Below are 18,673 nucleotides of genomic sequence, written 5' to 3' on the forward strand. Positions count from 1 at the left end.
GCTAATGCTTTTCAGGTTTGTTGTACGTTTGGGCTAACCCCTGTGACTCCCGCTTCCCCTTCCTTTTCCACCGCGCCCACCGCCCCCCAGGGCATGAAGCCTAGTGTCTTTTGGCGACTGGCCGACGACATTCCCAAACCGATGAGCACGGCGCTAATGGTGCTCTCCATTGCGGTGCCCTTTGCTCTGTGGTGGATAGTGGCCAGCCTGGATCTGGTGAATGACAAGTTTTTGCCCTCACCGATTCAGGTGGCCCAGGCGCTGGGGCGGCTTTGGACGGATGGCTTTCTGCTGGAAGATACCGCCGCCAGCATTATGCGGGTGACCGTGGGCTTTTTGCTGGCGGCGCTGGTGTCGATCCCCATCGGCATTGCGATGGGAGCCTTTGCTAGTGTGCGATCGCTGCTCGAACCCATTGTTGGCGTGGTGCGCTACATGCCCGCCCCCGCCTTCATTCCCCTGCTGCTGATCTATCTGGGCCTGGGCGAAGCACCCAAAATCGCCCTGATCTTTATGGGCACCGTGTTCTTCAACATCCTGATGATCATGGATGCGGTGAAGTTTGTGCCCAAGGCCCTGCTCGAAACCACCTACACCCTGGGCGGGCAGCGGCGACAGGCGCTGTTTCAGGTGATTACGCCCTACGTGGTGCCCAACATTATTGACACCTTTCGCATCAACATTGCCACCTCCTGGAACCTGGTGGTGGTAGCGGAGCTGGTGGCGGCGGAAAACGGTTTGGGCAAACGGATCGTGCTGGCCCAAAAGTTTTTCAACACCGACGAAATCTTTGCCTGCCTGATCATTCTGGGCGTAATCGGCTTTGCCCTAGATTTATCGCTGCGAGGGTTGATGAAAGCCACTTGTAAATGGGCGATAGATTGAGCGCTGGCGTTCCCTCAGCTTGTGAGGTGCGCGATAGATCCCTCGAGATTCTCGCGTTCTAAGATTCACTCCGTAACCCCGTTAAAAAGGGGGCAGGGGGGATCAACCAGGGTATCCCACCTTCTCTATTCATCCTTGAGCCGACTCAATCTAGCTTTGGTGGGCACTGCCCACCCTACGGCGTACCCATCCACCCTCCTACCCATCCACCCTCCTACCCATCCACCCGCCCACCCCTACCCCCACTCCCCACCATGCACTTAGAAATCAACAACCTTAGCAAACAGTTCGACACCCGCCAGGGACCGGTGCTGGCGCTCGACGACATCAACATGCACGTAGAAACGGGCGAATTTGTCTGCGTGGTCGGAGCCTCAGGCTCCGGAAAATCTACGCTGCTGCGGCTGGTGGCAGGGCTAGATATGCCCACGGCGGGGGAAATGACGGTGGATGGCCAAGTGGTGACGGGGCCAGGATCCGATCGCGGCATGATCTTCCAGAGCTACACCCTGTACCCCTGGATGTCGGTGCAGAAAAATGTCGAATTTGGTCTCAAGCTTCAGGGCGTGGGGCCGCGGGAGCGGCGGGAGATGGCCTCCTACTATCTAGACGTGGTGGGGCTGACCAAGTTTGCGCGATCGTTGCCCAAGCAGCTCTCTGGTGGCATGAAGCAGCGGGTGGCGATCGCCCGCACCCTGGCCTCGCGGCCCAAAATTATGCTGATGGATGAGCCTTTTGGCGCGCTAGATGTGCAGACCAAGGAGACCATGCAGCAGTTCATGCTCGACCTGTGGAACCGTACCGGGGTGAGCATTTTGATGATTACCCACGATGTCGATGAGGCGGTGTTTCTCTCCCAGCGGATCTACGTGCTAACAGCGCACCCCGGCACCATTCAGCGGGAGGTGTTTGTGGACTTGCCCAGCGATCGCACCTACACCATTCGCCGCGATCGCGCTTTTCAAGACTACCGCGAAGGCATTATGGATCTGCTGCGGGGAAAGACGACGCCAGCCTTAGTGAGCTGATGGGGAGTGAACGCTGATGGTTTCCAGTCTGCCGCTGCAATGGTCGAAGACCGGCCCCCAAGGGTCCTCACCGGTTCCTCCCGACGTTCACGGGCTGCCAGAACAATTTTTACTCACCGCTGACCACTACACCAATCCTGAATGGATTCCGATAGAGCAGCGGGCGATCTTTCGTCGCACTTGGCTCTACGCGGGCGATGGCGATCGCCTTCAGTCAGGCATGGTGTGGGCCAAGTCGGTGGCGGGCGCTCCCCTGCTGCTCGTTCGAGACAACGATGGCGAGCTACGGGCCTTTTACAACCTCTGTCCCCACCGGGCCGCAATTTTGTCGCCCCAAGCGGGCATTCACCCCTGTCAAAAGCTGGTCTGCCCCTACCACGCTTGGGTGTATGACCTTTCTGGAGATTTGGTGGGTGTGCCCTCCCAAAATCAGTTTCCGGAGTCGTTTGAGAAGCAGAATTTCCCCCTGCGATCGCTGCGGCTAGAGACCTGGTCGGGCTTTATGTTTGTCTGCTTCGACGACAGTGCGCCGCCGCTAGTCGAGTTTCTCGGCAGCATCCCCGAGCACCTAGGGCAGCACCGCACCCCCGCCACCCAACCCCTGGCGGCCAAGCAATACACCGTCGCCTGCAACTGGAAGAACTACCACGACAACACCCTGTGCGACTACCACGTGGCGATCGCCCACCGCACCACCCTAAACCAAGTGCAAGGCCCCATTCGCCGCTACCAGCACCAGCTCGAAGCCTTCGTTAACCTGCTCTACACACCCACTACTGCCGACTGGCAGGCCGAAAACCCTATTTCACCGGCCCTCCAGGGCCGCAGCCGCGAGGGATTTTTTACCTACGGCATTTACCCTAACCTGCACCTGCTAGGGCTACCCAACGGTCTGTTAGCCTGGCTGCACATTGAGCCGCTCACCGTCGAGTCTTGCCAAGTTTCCCTAGACCTCTACGGCGACCCCGCATTTTGTCCACCCACCGAAACCCTGCTAGCCGAATTTGAAGCCTTTATGCAGGAAGACATGGTGCTCACCGAAAGCGTGCAGCAGGGCTACGCCAGTGGTGCCTACACCCCCGGCCCAGTGAATGGCCTAGAAACGCGAATTATCCACCAGCAAAAACTGATCTGGGACGCCCTTGTCGCCGTTGGTAGTACCGAATAACAGCACGGCTTAAGCACGGGCAAACCACCGTTCGCCCCTACGCGGAACCCTGGTTGTATAGCGCTAGGATTCCGCTGGTGGGCAGTGCCCACCCTACCCATCCACCCTCCCACCCATCCACCTCCCACCCCATGCCCTCCAACCCCTTCCTCGGCGTCTGGCAACGCCGCTCCATCCAGTTTGACCAAGGCCCCATCGAAACCAGCCAATCGGTCCTGTGGATTCAAGCCGAAACCTACTTTGCCGATGTGCGCAGTGCTCCCTTTGCAGGACGGTTGACGCCAGAGCGGTATCGGGCGATGGATTGGCGATCGCGCTTTGACGCCGACCTGCTGGGCTTTGCCGGCACTTTTAGCTGGACTGAGTCCCCCCCGATCTGCACCTGGCACCATCGCCTTGCCCTTACCCCACGGCAGTGGCCCGACACCAGCAATTATCAATGGCTGGGGCCAGACGATTTTTTAGAGCATGGCACCTGTGAGGATGACGAGGGCGGCCTCCACCCTTTTGTTGAGCACTGGTATCGCCTTCACCCCGGCCCGGTGCAGGTGTGGCGTCTGGATCGGTCAGATCAGCAGGGGCAGGCCCTCAGGGTTGGCAACTGGGCCGTCTTGGTGCATCAATGGCGATCGCGCAGCGTCTCCAGTGGAGAATCGCCCACCATTGCCTCTTTGCAGGATGCTGAGAACTTTCGCGCGTTTTCTGCCACCGCCTGGGAGTATCGGCAGGGCACCTGGCAGGCTCTGTTTGGCACTGAGGCTAGCCTGGGCGCCCCACCCCGGTGGACGCCGCTGGATTTAGATGACCCGCTCGGCCTGTGGCAGCTAGAGCGATCGGCCCCAGTGAGCCAGAGCCTAGAGCTTAACTAAGTATTGAGCCTGGGTATCTGACAAACTCTCGGTGATAAGGTAAAGCCTGACGTTCTAAGGCTATCTCTGGGGGAATAGTCGCCCTCATAGGCCGGTTTCTGCTTCAGGATTGGTAGGACAGTCTAGGCAACATCGGCAGAGGTACTGTCAGCATTCAGCACACAGGTCGCGCTATGAGTCCAAAAGTTCTCCCTGGCCAAAGCTACCCCTTGGGGGCCACCGTCTACGCTGTGGGGGTGAATTTTTGCCTGTACTCCAAACACGCTACCGGTATAGACCTGCTGCTGTTTGACGCCGACGACCTCACCGAACCCAGCCGGGTGATTGCTTTAGACCCGCTGTGGAACCGCACGTTTTACTACTGGCACCTGTTTGTGCCGGGGCTAAAGAGTGGCCAGGTCTACGCCTACCGCGTCCACGGCCCCTTTGACCCAGCCCGCGGCCACCGCTTCGACGCCACCAAGGTGCTGCTCGACCCCTACGCCCGCGCCGTGGTCGGCGACGACATCTACGATCGCAGCCGCGCCATTGGCCCCGGCGACAACTGTGCCACCGCCCTCAAAGGAGTGGTGGTGGACACTCGCAACTACGATTGGCAGGGCGATCGCCCCCTGCACATTCCCTATTCCAGCAGCGTCATCTACGAGATGCATGTGGGCGGCTTTACCCACCACCCTTCCTCTGGCCTGCCCGACGAGCAGCGGGGCACCTACGCCGGGCTAATCGAAAAAATCCCCTACCTGCAAGAACTTGGCGTCACCGCCGTGGAGCTGCTGCCCATCCACCAGTTCGATGCCCAAGACGCCATGCCTGGGAGGGACAACTACTGGGGCTATAGCACCCTGGGCTTTTTTGCCCCCCACCGCGCCTACAGCTCCCGCAAAGACCCGCTGGGGCCGGTAAACGAGTTTCGCGACATGGTCAAGGCGCTGCACCGGGCCGGCATCGAAGTCATTCTCGACGTAGTGTTTAACCACTCTGCCGAGGGCAACCACGAAGGCCCCACCCTGAGCTTTAAGGGCATCGACAACGAAACCTACTACATGCTCGAAGACAACCCCATCTACTACTCCAACTACAGCGGCTGCGGCAACACGCTGTCGCCCAACCACGCCGTCGTTGGGCGCATGATTCTCGACAGTCTGCGCTACTGGGTATCGGAGATGCACGTGGATGGCTTTCGCTTTGACCTGGCCTCGGTGATGTCGCGCGATATGGCGGGCAACCCCTTGGAAGACCCGCCGATTTTGTGGAACATTGAGTCGGAGCCGATTTTGGCGGGCACCAAGATCATCGCTGAAGCCTGGGATGCGGCGGGGCTATACCAGGTGGGCAGCTTTATTGGCGATCGCTTTGCCGAATGGAATGGCCCCTACCGTGACCACGTACGCCAGTTTGTTAAAGGTGACGAGGGTGTGGTGCCCGACCTGGCCGCCCGCCTGCTGGGTAGCCCCGACATTTACCAAAAGCCCAACCGCGAGCCCAACCGCAGCATTCACTTTGTCACCTGCCACGATGGCTTTACCCTCAACGACCTGGTTTCGTACGACCACAAGTACAACGAGGCCAACGGCGAGCATAACCGCGACGGTACCGACGCCAACTACAGCTGGAACTGCGGGGTAGAGGGCCTCACTGCCCCGCCTGAGGTCGAGCAGCTGCGCCAGCGGCAGATCAAAAACTTTCTTACCCTGCTGTTTATGTCCCAGGGCACCCCCATGCTGCTGATGGGCGACGAGGTGCGCCGCACCCAGCGCGGCAACAACAACGCCTACTGCCAAGACAACGACCTGAGCTGGTTTAACTGGGATGCCGTAGAGAAAGAACAGCCGCTGCTGCGCTTTACCCAGGGGCTAATTCATTTCATTCAAAACCTGAAGGTGTTTCAGCTCCAGCACCTGCTGCGGGTAACCACCACCTGGCACTACGAACCTCACATTGTCTGGCACGGCACTACCCTCAACCAGCCCGACTGGTCGGAGCACTCCCGTACCTTAGCCTTTACCCTGCGCTACCCCGACGCCAAGGAGCAAATTCACGTCATGCTCAATGCCTACTGGGAGGCGCTGATGTTTGACCTGCCGGGGCTTGGTCCCCACGATCGCTGGCATCGCATTGTCGATACCGCCGTGCCGCCCCCCCGCGACTTCTGCTACCCCGAGGAAGCCCCGGTGTTTGAAAGCAATCGATACCCGGTGGGGCCGCGATCGACCGTAGTGCTAATGAGCCGGCCGCAGGGTTAGCGTTCCATGGCTCGGCAGGCTCAATGCTTAGATCCTCTACGCTGTCCTGTATCCTAAACCCAGATCAGCCTTGGCTTTCTCCCTTGTACCTCACCCATTTATCGCTTAGGCACTTTCGCAACTACGGCGAGCAGCAGATCGACTTTGCCGCTCCCAAGACCATTTTGGTGGGGGAAAATGCCCAGGGCAAGTCGAATCTGCTAGAGGCGGTGGAGCTGTTGGCGACGCTGAAGTCGCACCGCACCAGCCGCGATCGCGATCTAGTGCAGCAAGATCAGCCCATGGCCCAAATCACCGCTTCGGTGCGCAAAGATTTGGGCATAGCCGATCTCTCCCTGGTACTCCGTCAGGCCGGGCGGCGCACGGCCGTTCTTAACGGCGAAAAGCTGCGGCGACAGCTCGACTTTCTCGGCGCTCTCAACGCGGTGCAGTTCTCTAGCCTCGATCTCGACCTGGTGCGGGGCGGGCCGGGAGGGCGGCGCGATTGGCTCGATACGCTGCTGATCCAGCTAGAGCCGGTCTATGCCCACATTCTCAGCCAGTACAATCAGGTGCTCAAGCAGCGCAACGCCCTGATCAAAAAATCCTTTGGTGATGACGATAGTGAGCCTGCCCCGGCCTTAGACGCCACCGAGTTTGCTCTGTGGGATGCCCAACTGGCGGCCCTGGGCACGCGGGTGATTCGGCGGCGGGCCAGGGCGATCGATCGCCTCGCTCCGATCGCCCACCAGTGGCACCAGGCGATCAGCGGTCAGCGAGAAGACCTGCGCATGCACTACCAGCCCAATGTGCCCATGGCAGAGGATGACCCCCAGGTGATTCAGGCCAGCTTTTTGGAGAAGATTAAGTTGAGGGCGATCGCAGAACAGCACCAGCGCACCACTTTGGTTGGCCCCCACCGCGACGACATTGAATTCACCATCAATGACACCCCCAGCCGTCAGTATGGTTCCCAGGGGCAGCAGCGCACCCTGGTGCTGGCGCTCAAGCTGGCGGAGCTGCACCTGATTGACGAGGTGGTTGGCGAACCGCCCCTGCTGCTGCTTGACGATGTGCTGGCCGAGCTAGATTTGAACCGCCAAAACCAGCTTCTAGAAGCCATTCAAGACCGCTTTCAAACCATCATTACCACCACTCACCTCGGCGCCTTCGGCAGTCAGTGGATGACCTCATCGCAGATTTTGACGGTGAAGTCGGGGCGCATTGAGGGCAACTGAGGAATCATCATGGTGAGAGAAACTCCCCCACACCCAAGCTTGATTAGGTGATTGAAGTATGTTTGAAAGGCAGCAAACCTCCCCGACTACTGCTAATGGGCATGCTGTTCCCCCACGGCACCGGGCCATTCTAAGTCGAGGGAGTTACTTTAGCTTGTTAAGTCTGGGCAGCGCTGGCAGCATTCTCAGCATTGGCAGCACCGGCAGCATTCTCAGCATCGGCAGCGCGGGTAGCATCTTGAGCATTGGCAGTGTAGGCAGCATTTTGAGCGTTAGCAGTGCCGGTAGTGTGCTGTCGGTATTGAGTATGGACAGCATTCTTAGCGTCTTGCAGTTTTGGGCAGTTCGTCGATTTTGAATTTTGCCTGGCCCAAGATGGTCAGGTAGTTCATCAAACATTATTTCCAGCTCTTTAAACAGCGATCGCATTTGTGGAACCGTCAAAGTCGGATGCTCTGACTAGAGGTTTTCAAATTGGTAGACGGTCTGCACCGCTACGACCGAACCGTAGGGCAGCCTAATGCCGTTGCGCGGGGTCAAGACCACCATCATCTCGGATTCTAGGGAGCTTGCGGTCTGAAGGCGGAGTTCGGCTTTGGCCAGGGTGAGGAGGGGTGCTCGCTTGGACGCCAGCACTTTGAGCGGTCACTATGATTCAAACCCCTAGCACTTGTCTGAGACAAAACGCTAGCAACGGTGCGATCAGTCAAATCAGTCTGTAATTTAGTTTGACAAGAGAAAATTGAGACACTACTCAAAGCGGTTGCAATTTCCATCCTAAGGAGCGGTTAGAAGTAGGGGATTTTACAGCTGAAGAAGGAGGTTGAGGCCGCTTCGAGTGCTTTAAGGTCTATGCAAGAACTACCGCATGACTAAGGAGACAATCCCATGCCTTACGAAAATGTAGAAGCTTTGCCCCAAGATACTCAGTCGCTGCCCCAAGAGGCTAAGCAGATTTTCATGGCAGCTTTTAATGCTGCTTCGAGCGACGGTTTTAGCGAAGACGGTGCCCGCGATGTGGCTTGGAGTTCGGTGAAAAACACCTTTGCCCAAGATAGCAATGGCGAGTGGTACTTCAGAGCTGAAGACCGTGATGCCAGAAGCAGCACAGGTACAATGCCCGGTAACTAGGCTTGTTTGAGAGTTGGCGTTCTGCACAGTCGTGATATGGGTGCCGCTTAAACTGGCTTCTGGCTGGAGCTTTTAAATGTGGAGTGGGCATTGCTGCGACTAAATTCAAGGTCGTAGTTTTGCCCACTTATTTTATATGAACTAAAATAGAATAACGAAGAATTAAAACATGCTCGACAGGCTGGAATCCTGACATTTTGCGCTGTCTTAATTCACATTTTGCCTGCTGTAGCTAGCATTAAAATTATGCTTAGTATTTCTGATCTGAAAAGAGCTACTGTCTTAAAGGTATGCTTTGTTGATTTGGATGTTGCTAGACAAGATTTGCCCATAATAGTTTGACAGTTTTAGTTATTAAACAAGCTTTAGTGAAACCCTTCAGAAAGCGATCGCCCTGTACCCCCCCGCTGCACCAGAATCAGCTCAGCGCTGATGCTGACCGCAATTTCTGCTGGGGTGAGTGCCCCAATATCTAGCCCAATGGGGCCGTAGATGTTAGCCAACTTTTCTTTAGCAATGCCTACCTGCGCGAGCGCCCCGTAGACCTGACGCACCCGTTTTTCGCTGCCGATCATGCCGATGTAGCGGCAGGGGATAGGGAGCTGAAGCAACTGCTGAAGGGATTCGAGATCGTAGGTGTAGCCGCGCGTTAGCAAGGCAGCATAGAGGTTTTGGTGGGCAGCTAGGGCGGCGATCGCACCCTCAATCTTTCCCCTCAAAATTTGGCTGGCTTGGGGATAGTGCTTTAGGTTGGCCCACTCGGGGCGATCGTCTTGCACAACTATTTGAAAGCCGATTAGAGCAGCAACTTTAGCAAGTTGAATGCCAACGTGGCCTGCCCCGACAATCAGCAGCGTGGGCGGCGGTTCGAGGGTTTCTACAAAGGCGATCGCCGCATCTATGGAAATAGGCTTGTCTTCTAGGTAGGGATTGTGAACTCCATCTAAGGGCGTCACCAGCGTTGCCGACTGCCCCTGATGGAGTCGGTGCAAAATCGTTTGCACTAAGGATTTCGCTGCTTCTCCCTGCCATTGTTCAAGCCACACCTGCATGTGGCCCCCACAGATTCCTTGAGTTTGTCGCTGGGGAGCGCCAGAAAGGTCAATGTCCACAAACTGCTTTTCGCCAGTCTGCAGCACCTCCTTAGCCTGGCGCAGCACCTTAGCTTCTCCGGCACCGCCACCAATGGTGTTGAAGGCTTGGCCATTAACATCAACGACTAACTTGGCTCCTACTTCGCGGGGAACGGAACCACTCACGCTGGTAACGGTGGCAAGAACCGCCGGGCCATAGGCGAGAGCCTGTGCCAATTGTTGAAAGCAGTTCACCATGAGTTAGACAAACTTTGTATGGCAAAAACGGGGTTGCTGTTTGAACAGGCGATCGCCCCAGTACCTCCCATTTCCACTCAGCAAATTACGACACAACTTCCACAGGTTGCTCGTGACTCACCGCTGCTTTCACCGCCTCGATCGCCCACAGCGTTGCTTCCGGGGTCGCCGGTAGCGCCAGGGGCACATAGTCGGCATTGCCGAAAGCCGCTACCGCAGCGCGAATTGCTTCCCGCACGGCCATCGCCAGCATAAAAGGCGGTTCGCCCACGGCCTTGCTGCCGTAGATCACGCCATCCTGGGCGGCGCGCTCTAGCAGATGCACGGTGAACTGCTCGGGCACTTCACTGATGGTGGGAATTTTGTAGGTGCTGGGGGCAAAGGTGCGCAGGCGGCCTTCCGCGTCCCACACTAGCTCTTCCATGGTGAGCCAGCCCATGCCCTGCACAAAGGCCCCTTCGATCTGGCCTCTATCTACCAAAGGATTGAGGGATTCACCCACGTCGTGAACGATGTCAACCTGGCGCAGCTTAAAGGTGCCGGTGAAGCCATCAACTTCGACCTCAGAAACGGCGGCACCGTAGGCGAAGTAGTAGAAGGGGCGACCTTTACTGAGCTTTGCATCCCAAAAGATGTTGGGGGTCCGGTAAAAGCCGGTGGCGGAGAGGCTGATGCGTTCGCTGTAGGCCTGCTTCACCACTTCATCGAAGGTGATGCGGGCGCTGGGGTAGGTGCGGCAGTAGATCCAGTCGTCCTCAAAGACCATGTCTTCGGGGGCATCGAGATTCAGCATGTGCACGGCGACGGCAGCGAGGCGATCGCGCAAAATCTCACAAGCATTCTTGACCGCCTGGCCATTCAAGTCTGATCCGCTAGAGGCAGCAGTAGCCGAGGTATTGGGCACCTTGTCGGTGCTGGTGTGCATCATGCGCAGGCGATCGACCTTCACTCCCAGAGCCTTGGCAGCAATTTGAATCATTTTGGTGTGCAGCCCCTGCCCCATTTCGGTGCCGCCATGGTTGAGCTGAATGCTGCCGTCGGTGTAGATCAGCACCAGCGCTCCCGCTTGGTTGTATTGCACGTTATTGAAGGAAATACCGAACTTGACCGGGGTGATGGCCAGCCCGCGCTTTTTGTAGGGGCTGGTTTCGTTAAAAGCAGCGATCGCCGCCCGCCGCACCATATAGTCAGCCCCTTCCTTAGCCTCTTGCCAGACGCGGGCGATGCGGTTGTCAACGATGTCTTGATCGTAGTGGGTGCGGTTGGTGTCGCCCTCGCCGTGGTAGAAGTTGCGCTCGCGCACTAGGTCGGGGGGCAGGTTGAGGGTGCGGGCAATGCGATCGCATACTTCCTCGATCGCGATCATGCCTTGGGGACCGCCGAAGCCGCGATAGGCGGTGTTCGACACCCGGTTGGTTCTGGCGATGTGCCCTTCAATCACTAGGTTGGGCACGTAGTAGGCGTTATCCACGTGCAGCATGGCCCGACCCAGCACTGGGGGCGATAGATCCAGGCTCCAGCCGCCGTCGGCGGTCAGCACGGCTTTCATAGCGGTAATCGTGCCGTCGCTGTTGAAGCCCACCTCATACTGGCTTAAAAAGCCGTGGCGCTTGCCGGTGATCAGCATGTCGTGGTGGCGGCGCAGGCGGCAGCGGGCGGGTCGGCCGGTTTTGTAGGTAGCTAGGGCGGCCGCCGCGGCAAAGGGGTTCGACTGGGATTCTTTGCCGCCAAAGCCACCGCCCATGCGCAGGCAGGTGCAGACCACCCGGTTTTTGGGCAGGCCAAGAATGCGGGCGACGATCTCCTGGGTTTCGGTCGGGTGTTGGGTCGAGGTGTAGAGCTGAAGGTTGCCTTCGCCATCGGGAATGGCCCAGCTGACCTGGGTTTCGAGGTAGAAGTGGTCTTGGCCGCCGATTTCAATTTCGCCCGTAAAGGTATGCTCGGCCTCGGCCAGGGCCACATCGGGGTCACCTCGGCGAATGATTTGGGGATCGTTGTGGTAGCTGTTGGCTGCGATCGCCTCTTTCACCGTCTTGATCGCCGGCAGTGGCTCGTACTCCACCACAATCTTGGCGGCTCCTTCCCTGGCGGCTGCTTCGTCTTCACCCACAGCCCAGGCTACGACTTGGCCGTAGTAGCTGATTTCGTCAGTTGGCAGCAGCACTTCGTCGCGGATGATGACACCAGTATTGTTTTCTCCCGGCACGTCAGCGGCAGTGAGCACGGTAACGCAGCCTGCCACCGCCATTGCTGGGGCCACATCTAGCTTGGTGATTCTCGCCCGCGCGTGGGGTGAGAGCACCGGATACAGCGACAGCATCCCCGCTGGTTCGCGTTGGTCGTCGGTGTAGACTGCTGTGCCGCTGACGTGAGCCACGGCGCTTTCATGACTTTTGGGCTTACCGACTGGGCTCATGGGGGCATCTCGCTGGGGATTTTTGACTGTGAACTGGCTCCCCTCTCCTCCCTGGGAGAGGGGCTGGGGAGAGGGAAGCAGGGTCTATGCTACGAAAACTCCACAAAGAACTTCTCGAACAAATTCACCACCAGGCGCTGGCGGTACTCGGCGCTGCCCCGCAGGTCGGTAAGGGGCGTAAACGCTTCTCGAAGAATAGGTTTCACGGCCTGAATGGTGTCAGCACTCCAGGGTTTGCCCACAAGGAAATCTTCGGCTGCGATCGCCCTGGCCGGAGTCGCCGCCACCCCGCCATAGCTCAACCGCGCATGGAGAATTTGATTGCTACTATCCACATCCACCACAAAAGCCGCTGCCACAATGCTGATGTCATCGGTGCCGCGCTTGCCAATTTTGTAGGACTGGCTCAGGCGGCGATCGGTACCGGTCGTCAGGGCTTTAGGAATTTGGACGGAGACAATCACTTCACCAAGTCGCAATTCGGTTTGGCGGTAGCCGACAAAGAAGTTTGATAAAGGCAGCGTTCTTTCGCCCTCAGGGCCAGCCAGCTTCACAATCGCATCCAGCGACAGGAGAACTGGGGGCAGGTCGCCAATCGGGGAAGCAGTGCCGATGTTGCCTCCTAGGGTGGCCCGATTGCGCACCTGACGAGCGGCAAACCAGTGGATCATCTCATCCAAGCTGGGGAAGATGCCGTGCAGGTTGGCCTCAATGTGGCTGAGGGGCACCGCCGCACCAATTTCAACACAGTCCTCAGTTTGGTGGATCTGCTTGAGTTCGGCGATCGCTTCCAAGGAGATCAACGTGGGGTAGTGCTGCCGATGCCAGCTCATCTCCAAGCCCAGGTCTGTGGCCCCAGCGACCAAGGTGGCGTCGGGGTACTGCTGCAACAAGTCCAACACCTCTGACAGCTGAGTGGGACGGTAGAACTGCTCGCTATGACCGTTGTTTTGGGTGGTGTAGGCCAGGGGCAGCAGTTCTGTCGAGGCAGAGACCAGCCGTTCTGAGAACTGGTCTTGAACGGTGGCATTGGCCACCATTTGAGCGGCGCGGCGAATGGGGATGTAGCCCGTGCAGCGACAGAGGTTGCCCTCCACCGACAGGTCGTTAGGGGTGCCGTCGTAGTAGGCGGCAAACAGGCTCATGATAAAGCCGGGGGTGCAGTACCCGCACTGAGAGCCGCCCGTTTCGACCATGGCGGCCTGCACAGGGTGAAGCTGGTCGACGGTGACGGGCTCCTTGACAAATGCATTTTTAGGAATTTGGCACTGGGTAATGCCGTCGGCGGTCAAGACCTGCCGCCCCACCACCGCCCCTAGGGGAATTAGGCAGCTATTCACCGCTTGATATTGGGGTTGGCCGTTAGCCCCTTCACCAATCAGGGCTACGGTGCAGGCCCCGCAGTCGCCATCACCGCAGCCTTCTTTGGTGTCTGCTCGTCCGCTCAGGCGCAGATACTCCAGCAATGTCATCGCGGGCGAAACGTCTTTAACAGAGACAGGCTCTCCATTAACCGTAAAACTGAGTTGAATGTCGAGTTGTTGAGTCACAGGTGCTTTATGCGGCTAAAAACGTGTACCCACGGGCCATGAGATTAGTGTTCAACTTAGCGACAATTTAGTAGGCAGAATGACAAATTGACTAAATTTAATTTGTGTTTAGGACACTGATTAAAGCCTACTGCGTGAGCTGGGGTTTGAACCGGTGCGTCAGGCGGCGATCGCTGCCGACTAGTGTTGCGGTCTCGGCAGGTAGAGTTTATTAAATCAGTGACTCGCGATGCCAATGGCGATTAGCGAACTAGGTAAGGCGCACTTATCTAATTCTGTGGGTGCTGAACCATCGCTTTGGCTACACCCCAAATTGATGTCGTTGCCCATCGCGATCGGTCATGCTGGACGAAAGCGATTTTCTGCACAACCATGACTTCATCTGTGGGTTCCGCCCCTGCTACCACCGCTCTGCTAGAGGCTCTGCACTTTTCAGCCACCAAACACAGCGACCAGCGCCGCAAAGACAAAGAAGCCTCGCCCTACATTAACCACCCCATTCGAGTCGCGCAACTCTTAGCTAGCGAGGGCGGCGTGACCGATCTGGTGACCCTACAAGCCGCCATTCTCCACGACACGGTAGAAGATACCGACACCACTCCAGAGGAGATCGAGCGCCACTTTGGCCCCGAGGTGCGGCGAGTGGTGGAAGAAGTCACTGACGATAAAACTTTGCCCAAGGCAGAGCGCAAACAACAGCAAGTGGAGCACGCCCCCCACCTGTCGCCCCAGGCGAAGCAGCTTAAAATCGCCGACAAAGCCGCCAATGTGCAAAACATTACCACCTCGCCCCCCGACGGCTGGTCGCTAGAGCGAAAGCGCGAATATTTAGACTGGGCTGATCGAGTCGTGGCCGGGTGCCGAGGCTGCAATCCAGCCCTAGAAGCAGTTTATGACGAGATTATAGCTCAGGGACGACAGGCGCTGGCAGCGGTAGCTGTATAGCTCAAGAGGTCTGAGGAGTGAGGAACGGGGGCTGCTAGTCGTTTGTTGATCCTAAAAATTGAGATTATGGCTGCTTTTAGCCTTTCCTTGGGTGCGGTGCATTGCTTCGCGAATGCACCCTACAAATTGTCTTGCACCGACCCCCTCCCCTCTTGAAAGGGGGTGGTAGGGTCTTGAGAGCCCCTTTGGTAGGGGGCGGTGAAGTGGGGGATCTCGCTCTATGCATTAGCACACAGACTTAGTGCGACCCTTGGCTTTAAATGTGACGAAACACTAGTTGTCTATATGCTGGTGCAGCACCTGGGCCGCAGACTCTAGGGTAGGGCCAAATACCAAGACCCCCTCCTCGTGCCCTGCCATGATCAAAATGCGAGTTTGCATTAGGTCGTCGTGATCTAGCAGCCGCATCATTTCGTAGGCCATCGCTGGGGTGCCGTAGGGAACGCTGGCGGCGGTGGTGGGCAACACTCCCTGGCCCCGCTGCCACAGCGGGCGGTTATGAACGTGAATAATTGCTTGAATGGCGCTGCTGTAGTCGTAAAGGGCCGCATGGGTGAGCGATTCTGAGGAGGCCTGAATCGGGCCGGTGCAGTGCAAGGTGTTGCGATCGATATCCCAGGCGTCGACCAGGGTGTAGTGGTGAGCCGTAGTTTGGGCCAGGTGCCCGGTTTGGGTGCCCGAAACGGCAAAGCTGCGGGCCGATCGCCGGAGGCTGATATTGCCGTAGCCAATGCCGTTGGGGTAGAGCCCAATTTGCTGCGCCTGCCACATGCGATCGCGCCACGCCATCAGCTCTGTTAGCTCAGCCGTATCCAGCGGCGCACCAGGTGTCCAGTGGCCGACGTACTTGATTACGCCTTCATCGGGAATCATTGCGATCGCCGCTAGGCCGCCTCTGGAAACAGGCTGAGCAGCCCGGCCTCTGAGGCGGGGCAAATGCCCCGTTCGGTGATCAAGCCCGTCACGAGGCGGGCGGGGGTGACATCAAAGGCGTAGTTAGCGGCGGGGGAAGATTCGGGGCAGATCAGCACCGAGGTAACCCCGTGGGGAGACAGCCCATCGATGTACTTCACTTCATCCTGGCTGCGCTGCTCAATAGGAATCTCTTTCACTCCGTCGCGCAGAGTCCAGTCGAGGGTGGAGGAGGGCAAGGCAACATAGAAGGGCACGCCGTTGTCGTGGGCAGCTAGGGCCTTGAGGTAGGTGCCGATTTTGTTGGCGACATCGCCCTGGCGGGTGGTGCGATCGGTGCCCACGATCGCCAGATCTACCATGCCGTGCTGCATCAGGTGGCCCCCGGCATTGTCAGGAATTACTGTGTGAGGCACGCCATGCTGCCCCAGTTCCCATGCGGTGAGCTTGGCCCCCTGGTTGCGGGGGCGGGTTTCATCGACCCAAACGTGAATGGGGATGCCGCGATCGTGGGCCTGGTAGATGGGCGAGGTGGCGGTGCCCCAGTCGACACAGGCTAGCCAGCCAGCGTTGCAGTGGGTCAAGATGTTGACGGGCTGCCCGGTGCGGGCGTAGATATCTTCAATTAGCTGCACCCCGTGCAGCCCGATCTGGCGGCACTGTTCTTCGTCGGCATCGAGGATAGCCTCAGCGTTTTGCCGCAGGCAATTGACTGCTTCTGAGGCCGTTGTCGCCTGTTGTAGGGCCTTCATTTGGGAGGTCAGCGCCCAATGCAGATTGACCGCCGTGGGGCGAGTTTGGCCCAGAGCGTTGGCAGCCCGGGTCAAAACCTCGCGAAAGTCTGGCTCAGAAATCGCATCCAGGGCCGCCAAATACATGCCCATAGCGGCGGTGGCCCCAATTAGCGGAGCACCGCGTACCACCATATCTTTGATGGCATAGGCCGCCTCATCCACCGAGCTCAGGTCCATCCAGGTGAGCTGGTGGGGCAGCTGGCGCTGGTCAATCACCTGCACAACGCGAGGATTGTCTGGGTGTAAACGAATGCTTCGTGTCGGCTCGCCGTTAATTTTCACAGGCCTGTTCTAGCCCCCAAAATTCCAATATTTATTATGACAGACCGCCTAGCTCAATGCGTGCTGGGCTCTATCCCTCTTCAGTGGACTGTTTGCCCCGCAGCCAGTAGGTCTCCATTGCCCCTTTCCCCTTCACCTGCACTGTGCCGCGCACCTCAAAGTCATAGCGGTCTTTCAGCCAGTTATAGGTCGCTGCTGTTACCTGAATACCGCCTGCTAGACCGGTCGATTCCATCCGCGAGGCCACGTTGACCGTGTCGCCCCAGAGGTCATAGATAAACTTCTTGGTCCCAATCACTCCGGCGACCACGGTGCCAGTGTTGATGCCAACGCGAATTTGAAACGCCTCGCCTGTCTTTGAGCGGAAGTCGGCAACCCGCTGCTGCATAGCCAGGGCCATATTGGCGATCGCCTCTGCGTGGTCGGTGCGCGGCACAGGCAACCCTGCTGCCACCATGTAGGCATCACCAATGGTTTTGATCTTCTCCAACCCAAATTCTTCTACCAGGTCGTCGAACTCGGAAAAGATGCCGTTGAGCAGCTCTACAACCTCGAAGGGCTGCAGGCGGGCCGCGATGGGGGTGAAGTTGACGATGTCGGCGAACAGAATCGTGACCTCGTCAAAGTGCTCAGCAATTGAGGTGTCGTTCTCTTTCAGCCGCTGCACAATCGACTCGGGCAGGATGTTGATCAACAGTTGCTCGGAGCGCTCTTTCTCTTTGTTCAGCTCCTTCAGCGCAATTTCCAGCTCCACAGCCTTTTCCTGGTAGCGGGCGTTGGCCAGGCGCAGGACGCTCTCGTGGGCTAGGGCTTGCTCGGCCCGTGCCAAACGCTGGCTTTCTTGCATGAGTTGTTTTAGCAGCCACCGGCCCAGCAAGCCAAACCCCACCCCGGCCAGCAGCAACACCCCGCCCAACAGCTGGCTGGCCAGCCAGCCCTGTTGGTGTAGGTCGCGGTTTAGCTCCACCCGCAACAACGCTAGGGGGGTGCCGTTGATGTCGTCTATGCGGGCATAGCCAGCAATGCGATCGCCTGTGATTGGGACAACTGCGATCGCATCGTTGGGCAGGGCGCTGTCACCAATTTTGGGTTGGCGGATCAGGCGATCGCGGATCTCGGCCTCGCTGGGGCTGAGGGAGCCGTTCAGATCCACTAGTTTCATCTGCACTTGCAGTTGCTGCTCCAGACGTTGAATCTGAGAACGGCTGAGCACTCTGCCCATAGCAAACCCCCCTTGGGGCGGCGCTGTCTCGGCGCTGTTGGTGACGGAACAAATGGCCAGCAGCATTGGGCCTGACTCGCTGGCAAGCCAACCGGTCTGGGTATCTCGGGTCTGAGCAGTGCTCTGCTGCTGAGCCCAGTTTTGCAGGTAAGTCTTCACCGATGTCGGTAGCGGGGTCGGCGCAATACCCTGTCGAGAGAGCTGTTGCCCGTAGCGCAGCTGCCCGTCAGGCCGTACGGCGGCTAGCACATCGACATTCAGCAGGTTGGTGAAGTGGCTGCTGGAAGCAAAGTTTTCGCGCTCAAAGGTGCGATCGCTGGTAGTCATGTAGGCATAAAACTCGTCCCAGCGAGCATAGTCACAGGTGTTGACCAACAGCCCTCGGAGTTCGCGGTCAACCCCATCAATGGCCCGACGCACATCCTGCCGAACGGTAACGGTCTCCAGCCGACCCAAGCTTTGGGTGACGAAGGCCGCCGAAATCAAATACAGCAGTCCCAATACGCCGAGCGTCCCCAGCGACAGAAATAGGCCTAGCCGCCGATTCTTCCGCCGCAGCTTGGCCACAATCAGTTTGCTCTGACTACTCACGCACCCTCGCTCTACTGCCCGCAGCTCCCTGCGTTGTCAAGTTATACCCTCATTGACCAGGGAGCAGGCCCGTAGTTGACCATTGCCAA

16 protein-coding genes are annotated in these 18,673 nt (G+C 58.1%); 9 read left to right on the plus strand and 7 right to left on the minus strand.

Translation table 11 applies throughout. The features are described 5' to 3' along the window. Window positions 1–42 precede the first annotated feature (42 nt). The 7 genes from NC979_RS19330 to NC979_RS19360 all read left to right on the plus strand — a co-directional run bounded on the left by NC979_RS19330 (window position 43) and on the right by NC979_RS19360 (window position 7,768). A complete protein-coding gene (locus tag NC979_RS19330; protein ID WP_431191091.1) occupies window positions 43–885 on the plus strand; it encodes an ABC transporter permease in 843 nt (280 codons plus the stop codon). Window positions 886–1,139: 254 nt separating this feature from the next. Further along, window positions 1,140–1,913: an ABC transporter ATP-binding protein gene (locus NC979_RS19335; RefSeq protein ID WP_190516652.1), complete on the plus strand. Its 774-nt coding sequence runs from the start codon at window positions 1,140–1,142 to the stop codon at window positions 1,911–1,913. 16 nt (window positions 1,914–1,929) lie between these two features. Beyond that, entirely contained in the window at window positions 1,930–3,081 is a 1,152-nt protein-coding gene (locus tag NC979_RS19340) for an aromatic ring-hydroxylating oxygenase subunit alpha (protein ID WP_190516654.1), read from the plus strand. A gap of 131 nt (window positions 3,082–3,212) precedes the next feature. Continuing rightward, window positions 3,213–3,950: a hypothetical protein gene (locus NC979_RS19345; RefSeq protein ID WP_190516656.1), complete on the plus strand. Its 738-nt coding sequence runs from the start codon at window positions 3,213–3,215 to the stop codon at window positions 3,948–3,950. A 173-nt stretch (window positions 3,951–4,123) separates the two neighbouring features. Further along, window positions 4,124–6,193, plus strand: coding sequence for a glycogen debranching protein GlgX (gene glgX / locus NC979_RS19350; protein ID WP_190516658.1), 2,070 nt, complete (start codon window positions 4,124–4,126; stop codon window positions 6,191–6,193). Window positions 6,194–6,276: 83 nt separating this feature from the next. Continuing rightward, on the plus strand, window positions 6,277–7,410 hold the full coding sequence (gene recF, locus NC979_RS19355) for a DNA replication/repair protein RecF (RefSeq protein ID WP_190516661.1): 1,134 nt from the start codon (window positions 6,277–6,279) through the stop codon (window positions 7,408–7,410). Between the two features lie 58 nt (window positions 7,411–7,468). Further along, the gene (locus tag NC979_RS19360) at window positions 7,469–7,768 is read left to right on the plus strand and encodes a hypothetical protein (protein ID WP_199308719.1); all 300 of its coding nucleotides are present in this window, start codon (window positions 7,469–7,471) and stop codon (window positions 7,766–7,768) included. 101 nt (window positions 7,769–7,869) lie between these two features. On the opposite strand, the gene NC979_RS19365 is transcribed toward NC979_RS19360, so the two are convergent. Then, the gene (locus tag NC979_RS19365; RefSeq protein ID WP_190516663.1) at window positions 7,870–8,046 is read right to left on the minus strand and encodes a hypothetical protein; all 177 of its coding nucleotides are present in this window, start codon (window positions 8,044–8,046) and stop codon (window positions 7,870–7,872) included. A gap of 252 nt (window positions 8,047–8,298) precedes the next feature. Here NC979_RS19365 and NC979_RS19370 point away from each other — a divergent pair, with 252 nt between their 5' ends. Further along, window positions 8,299–8,541: a ChaB family protein gene (locus tag NC979_RS19370; protein ID WP_190516665.1), complete on the plus strand. Its 243-nt coding sequence runs from the start codon at window positions 8,299–8,301 to the stop codon at window positions 8,539–8,541. Between the two features lie 365 nt (window positions 8,542–8,906). On the opposite strand, the gene NC979_RS19375 is transcribed toward NC979_RS19370, so the two are convergent. The 3 genes from NC979_RS19375 to xdhA all read right to left on the minus strand — a co-directional run bounded on the left by NC979_RS19375 (window position 8,907) and on the right by xdhA (window position 13,838). Beyond that, complete coding sequence (locus tag NC979_RS19375) at window positions 8,907–9,851, minus strand: XdhC family protein (RefSeq protein WP_242023919.1); 945 nt, start codon at window positions 9,849–9,851, stop codon at window positions 8,907–8,909. A gap of 106 nt (window positions 9,852–9,957) precedes the next feature. Then, window positions 9,958–12,288 (minus strand): xanthine dehydrogenase molybdopterin binding subunit, encoded by a 2,331-nt coding sequence (gene xdhB / locus NC979_RS19380; protein WP_190516670.1) that lies wholly within the window; start codon window positions 12,286–12,288, stop codon window positions 9,958–9,960. An 89-nt stretch (window positions 12,289–12,377) separates the two neighbouring features. Continuing rightward, window positions 12,378–13,838, minus strand: a complete 1,461-nt coding sequence (xdhA, locus tag NC979_RS19385) for a xanthine dehydrogenase small subunit (protein WP_190516672.1) — start codon at window positions 13,836–13,838, stop codon at window positions 12,378–12,380. 372 nt (window positions 13,839–14,210) lie between these two features. On the opposite strand from xdhA, the gene NC979_RS19390 reads away from it, so the two are divergent. Beyond that, window positions 14,211–14,783 carry an HD domain-containing protein gene (locus NC979_RS19390; protein ID WP_190516675.1) on the plus strand — a complete coding sequence of 191 codons (573 nt, stop codon included), beginning with the start codon at window positions 14,211–14,213 and terminating at the stop codon, window positions 14,781–14,783. A 273-nt stretch (window positions 14,784–15,056) separates the two neighbouring features. On the opposite strand, the gene NC979_RS19395 is transcribed toward NC979_RS19390, so the two are convergent. From NC979_RS19395 to NC979_RS19405, 3 genes are all read right to left on the minus strand, one after another. Continuing rightward, a complete protein-coding gene (locus tag NC979_RS19395; RefSeq protein WP_206755246.1) occupies window positions 15,057–15,719 on the minus strand; it encodes a class II aldolase/adducin family protein in 663 nt (220 codons plus the stop codon). Further along, window positions 15,668–16,771: an S-methyl-5-thioribose-1-phosphate isomerase gene (gene mtnA, locus NC979_RS19400; RefSeq protein ID WP_190516679.1), complete on the minus strand. Its 1,104-nt coding sequence runs from the start codon at window positions 16,769–16,771 to the stop codon at window positions 15,668–15,670. The genes NC979_RS19395 and mtnA overlap by 52 nt, the downstream gene beginning before the upstream one ends. A gap of 70 nt (window positions 16,772–16,841) precedes the next feature. Next, window positions 16,842–18,584, minus strand: a complete 1,743-nt coding sequence (locus tag NC979_RS19405) for an adenylate/guanylate cyclase domain-containing protein (protein WP_199308720.1) — start codon at window positions 18,582–18,584, stop codon at window positions 16,842–16,844. Between the last annotated feature and the right edge of the window lie 89 nt (window positions 18,585–18,673).

Source organism: Leptolyngbya subtilissima AS-A7 (genome assembly GCF_039962255.1).
Taxonomy (GTDB): Bacteria; Cyanobacteriota; Cyanobacteriia; order Phormidesmidales; family Phormidesmidaceae; genus Nodosilinea.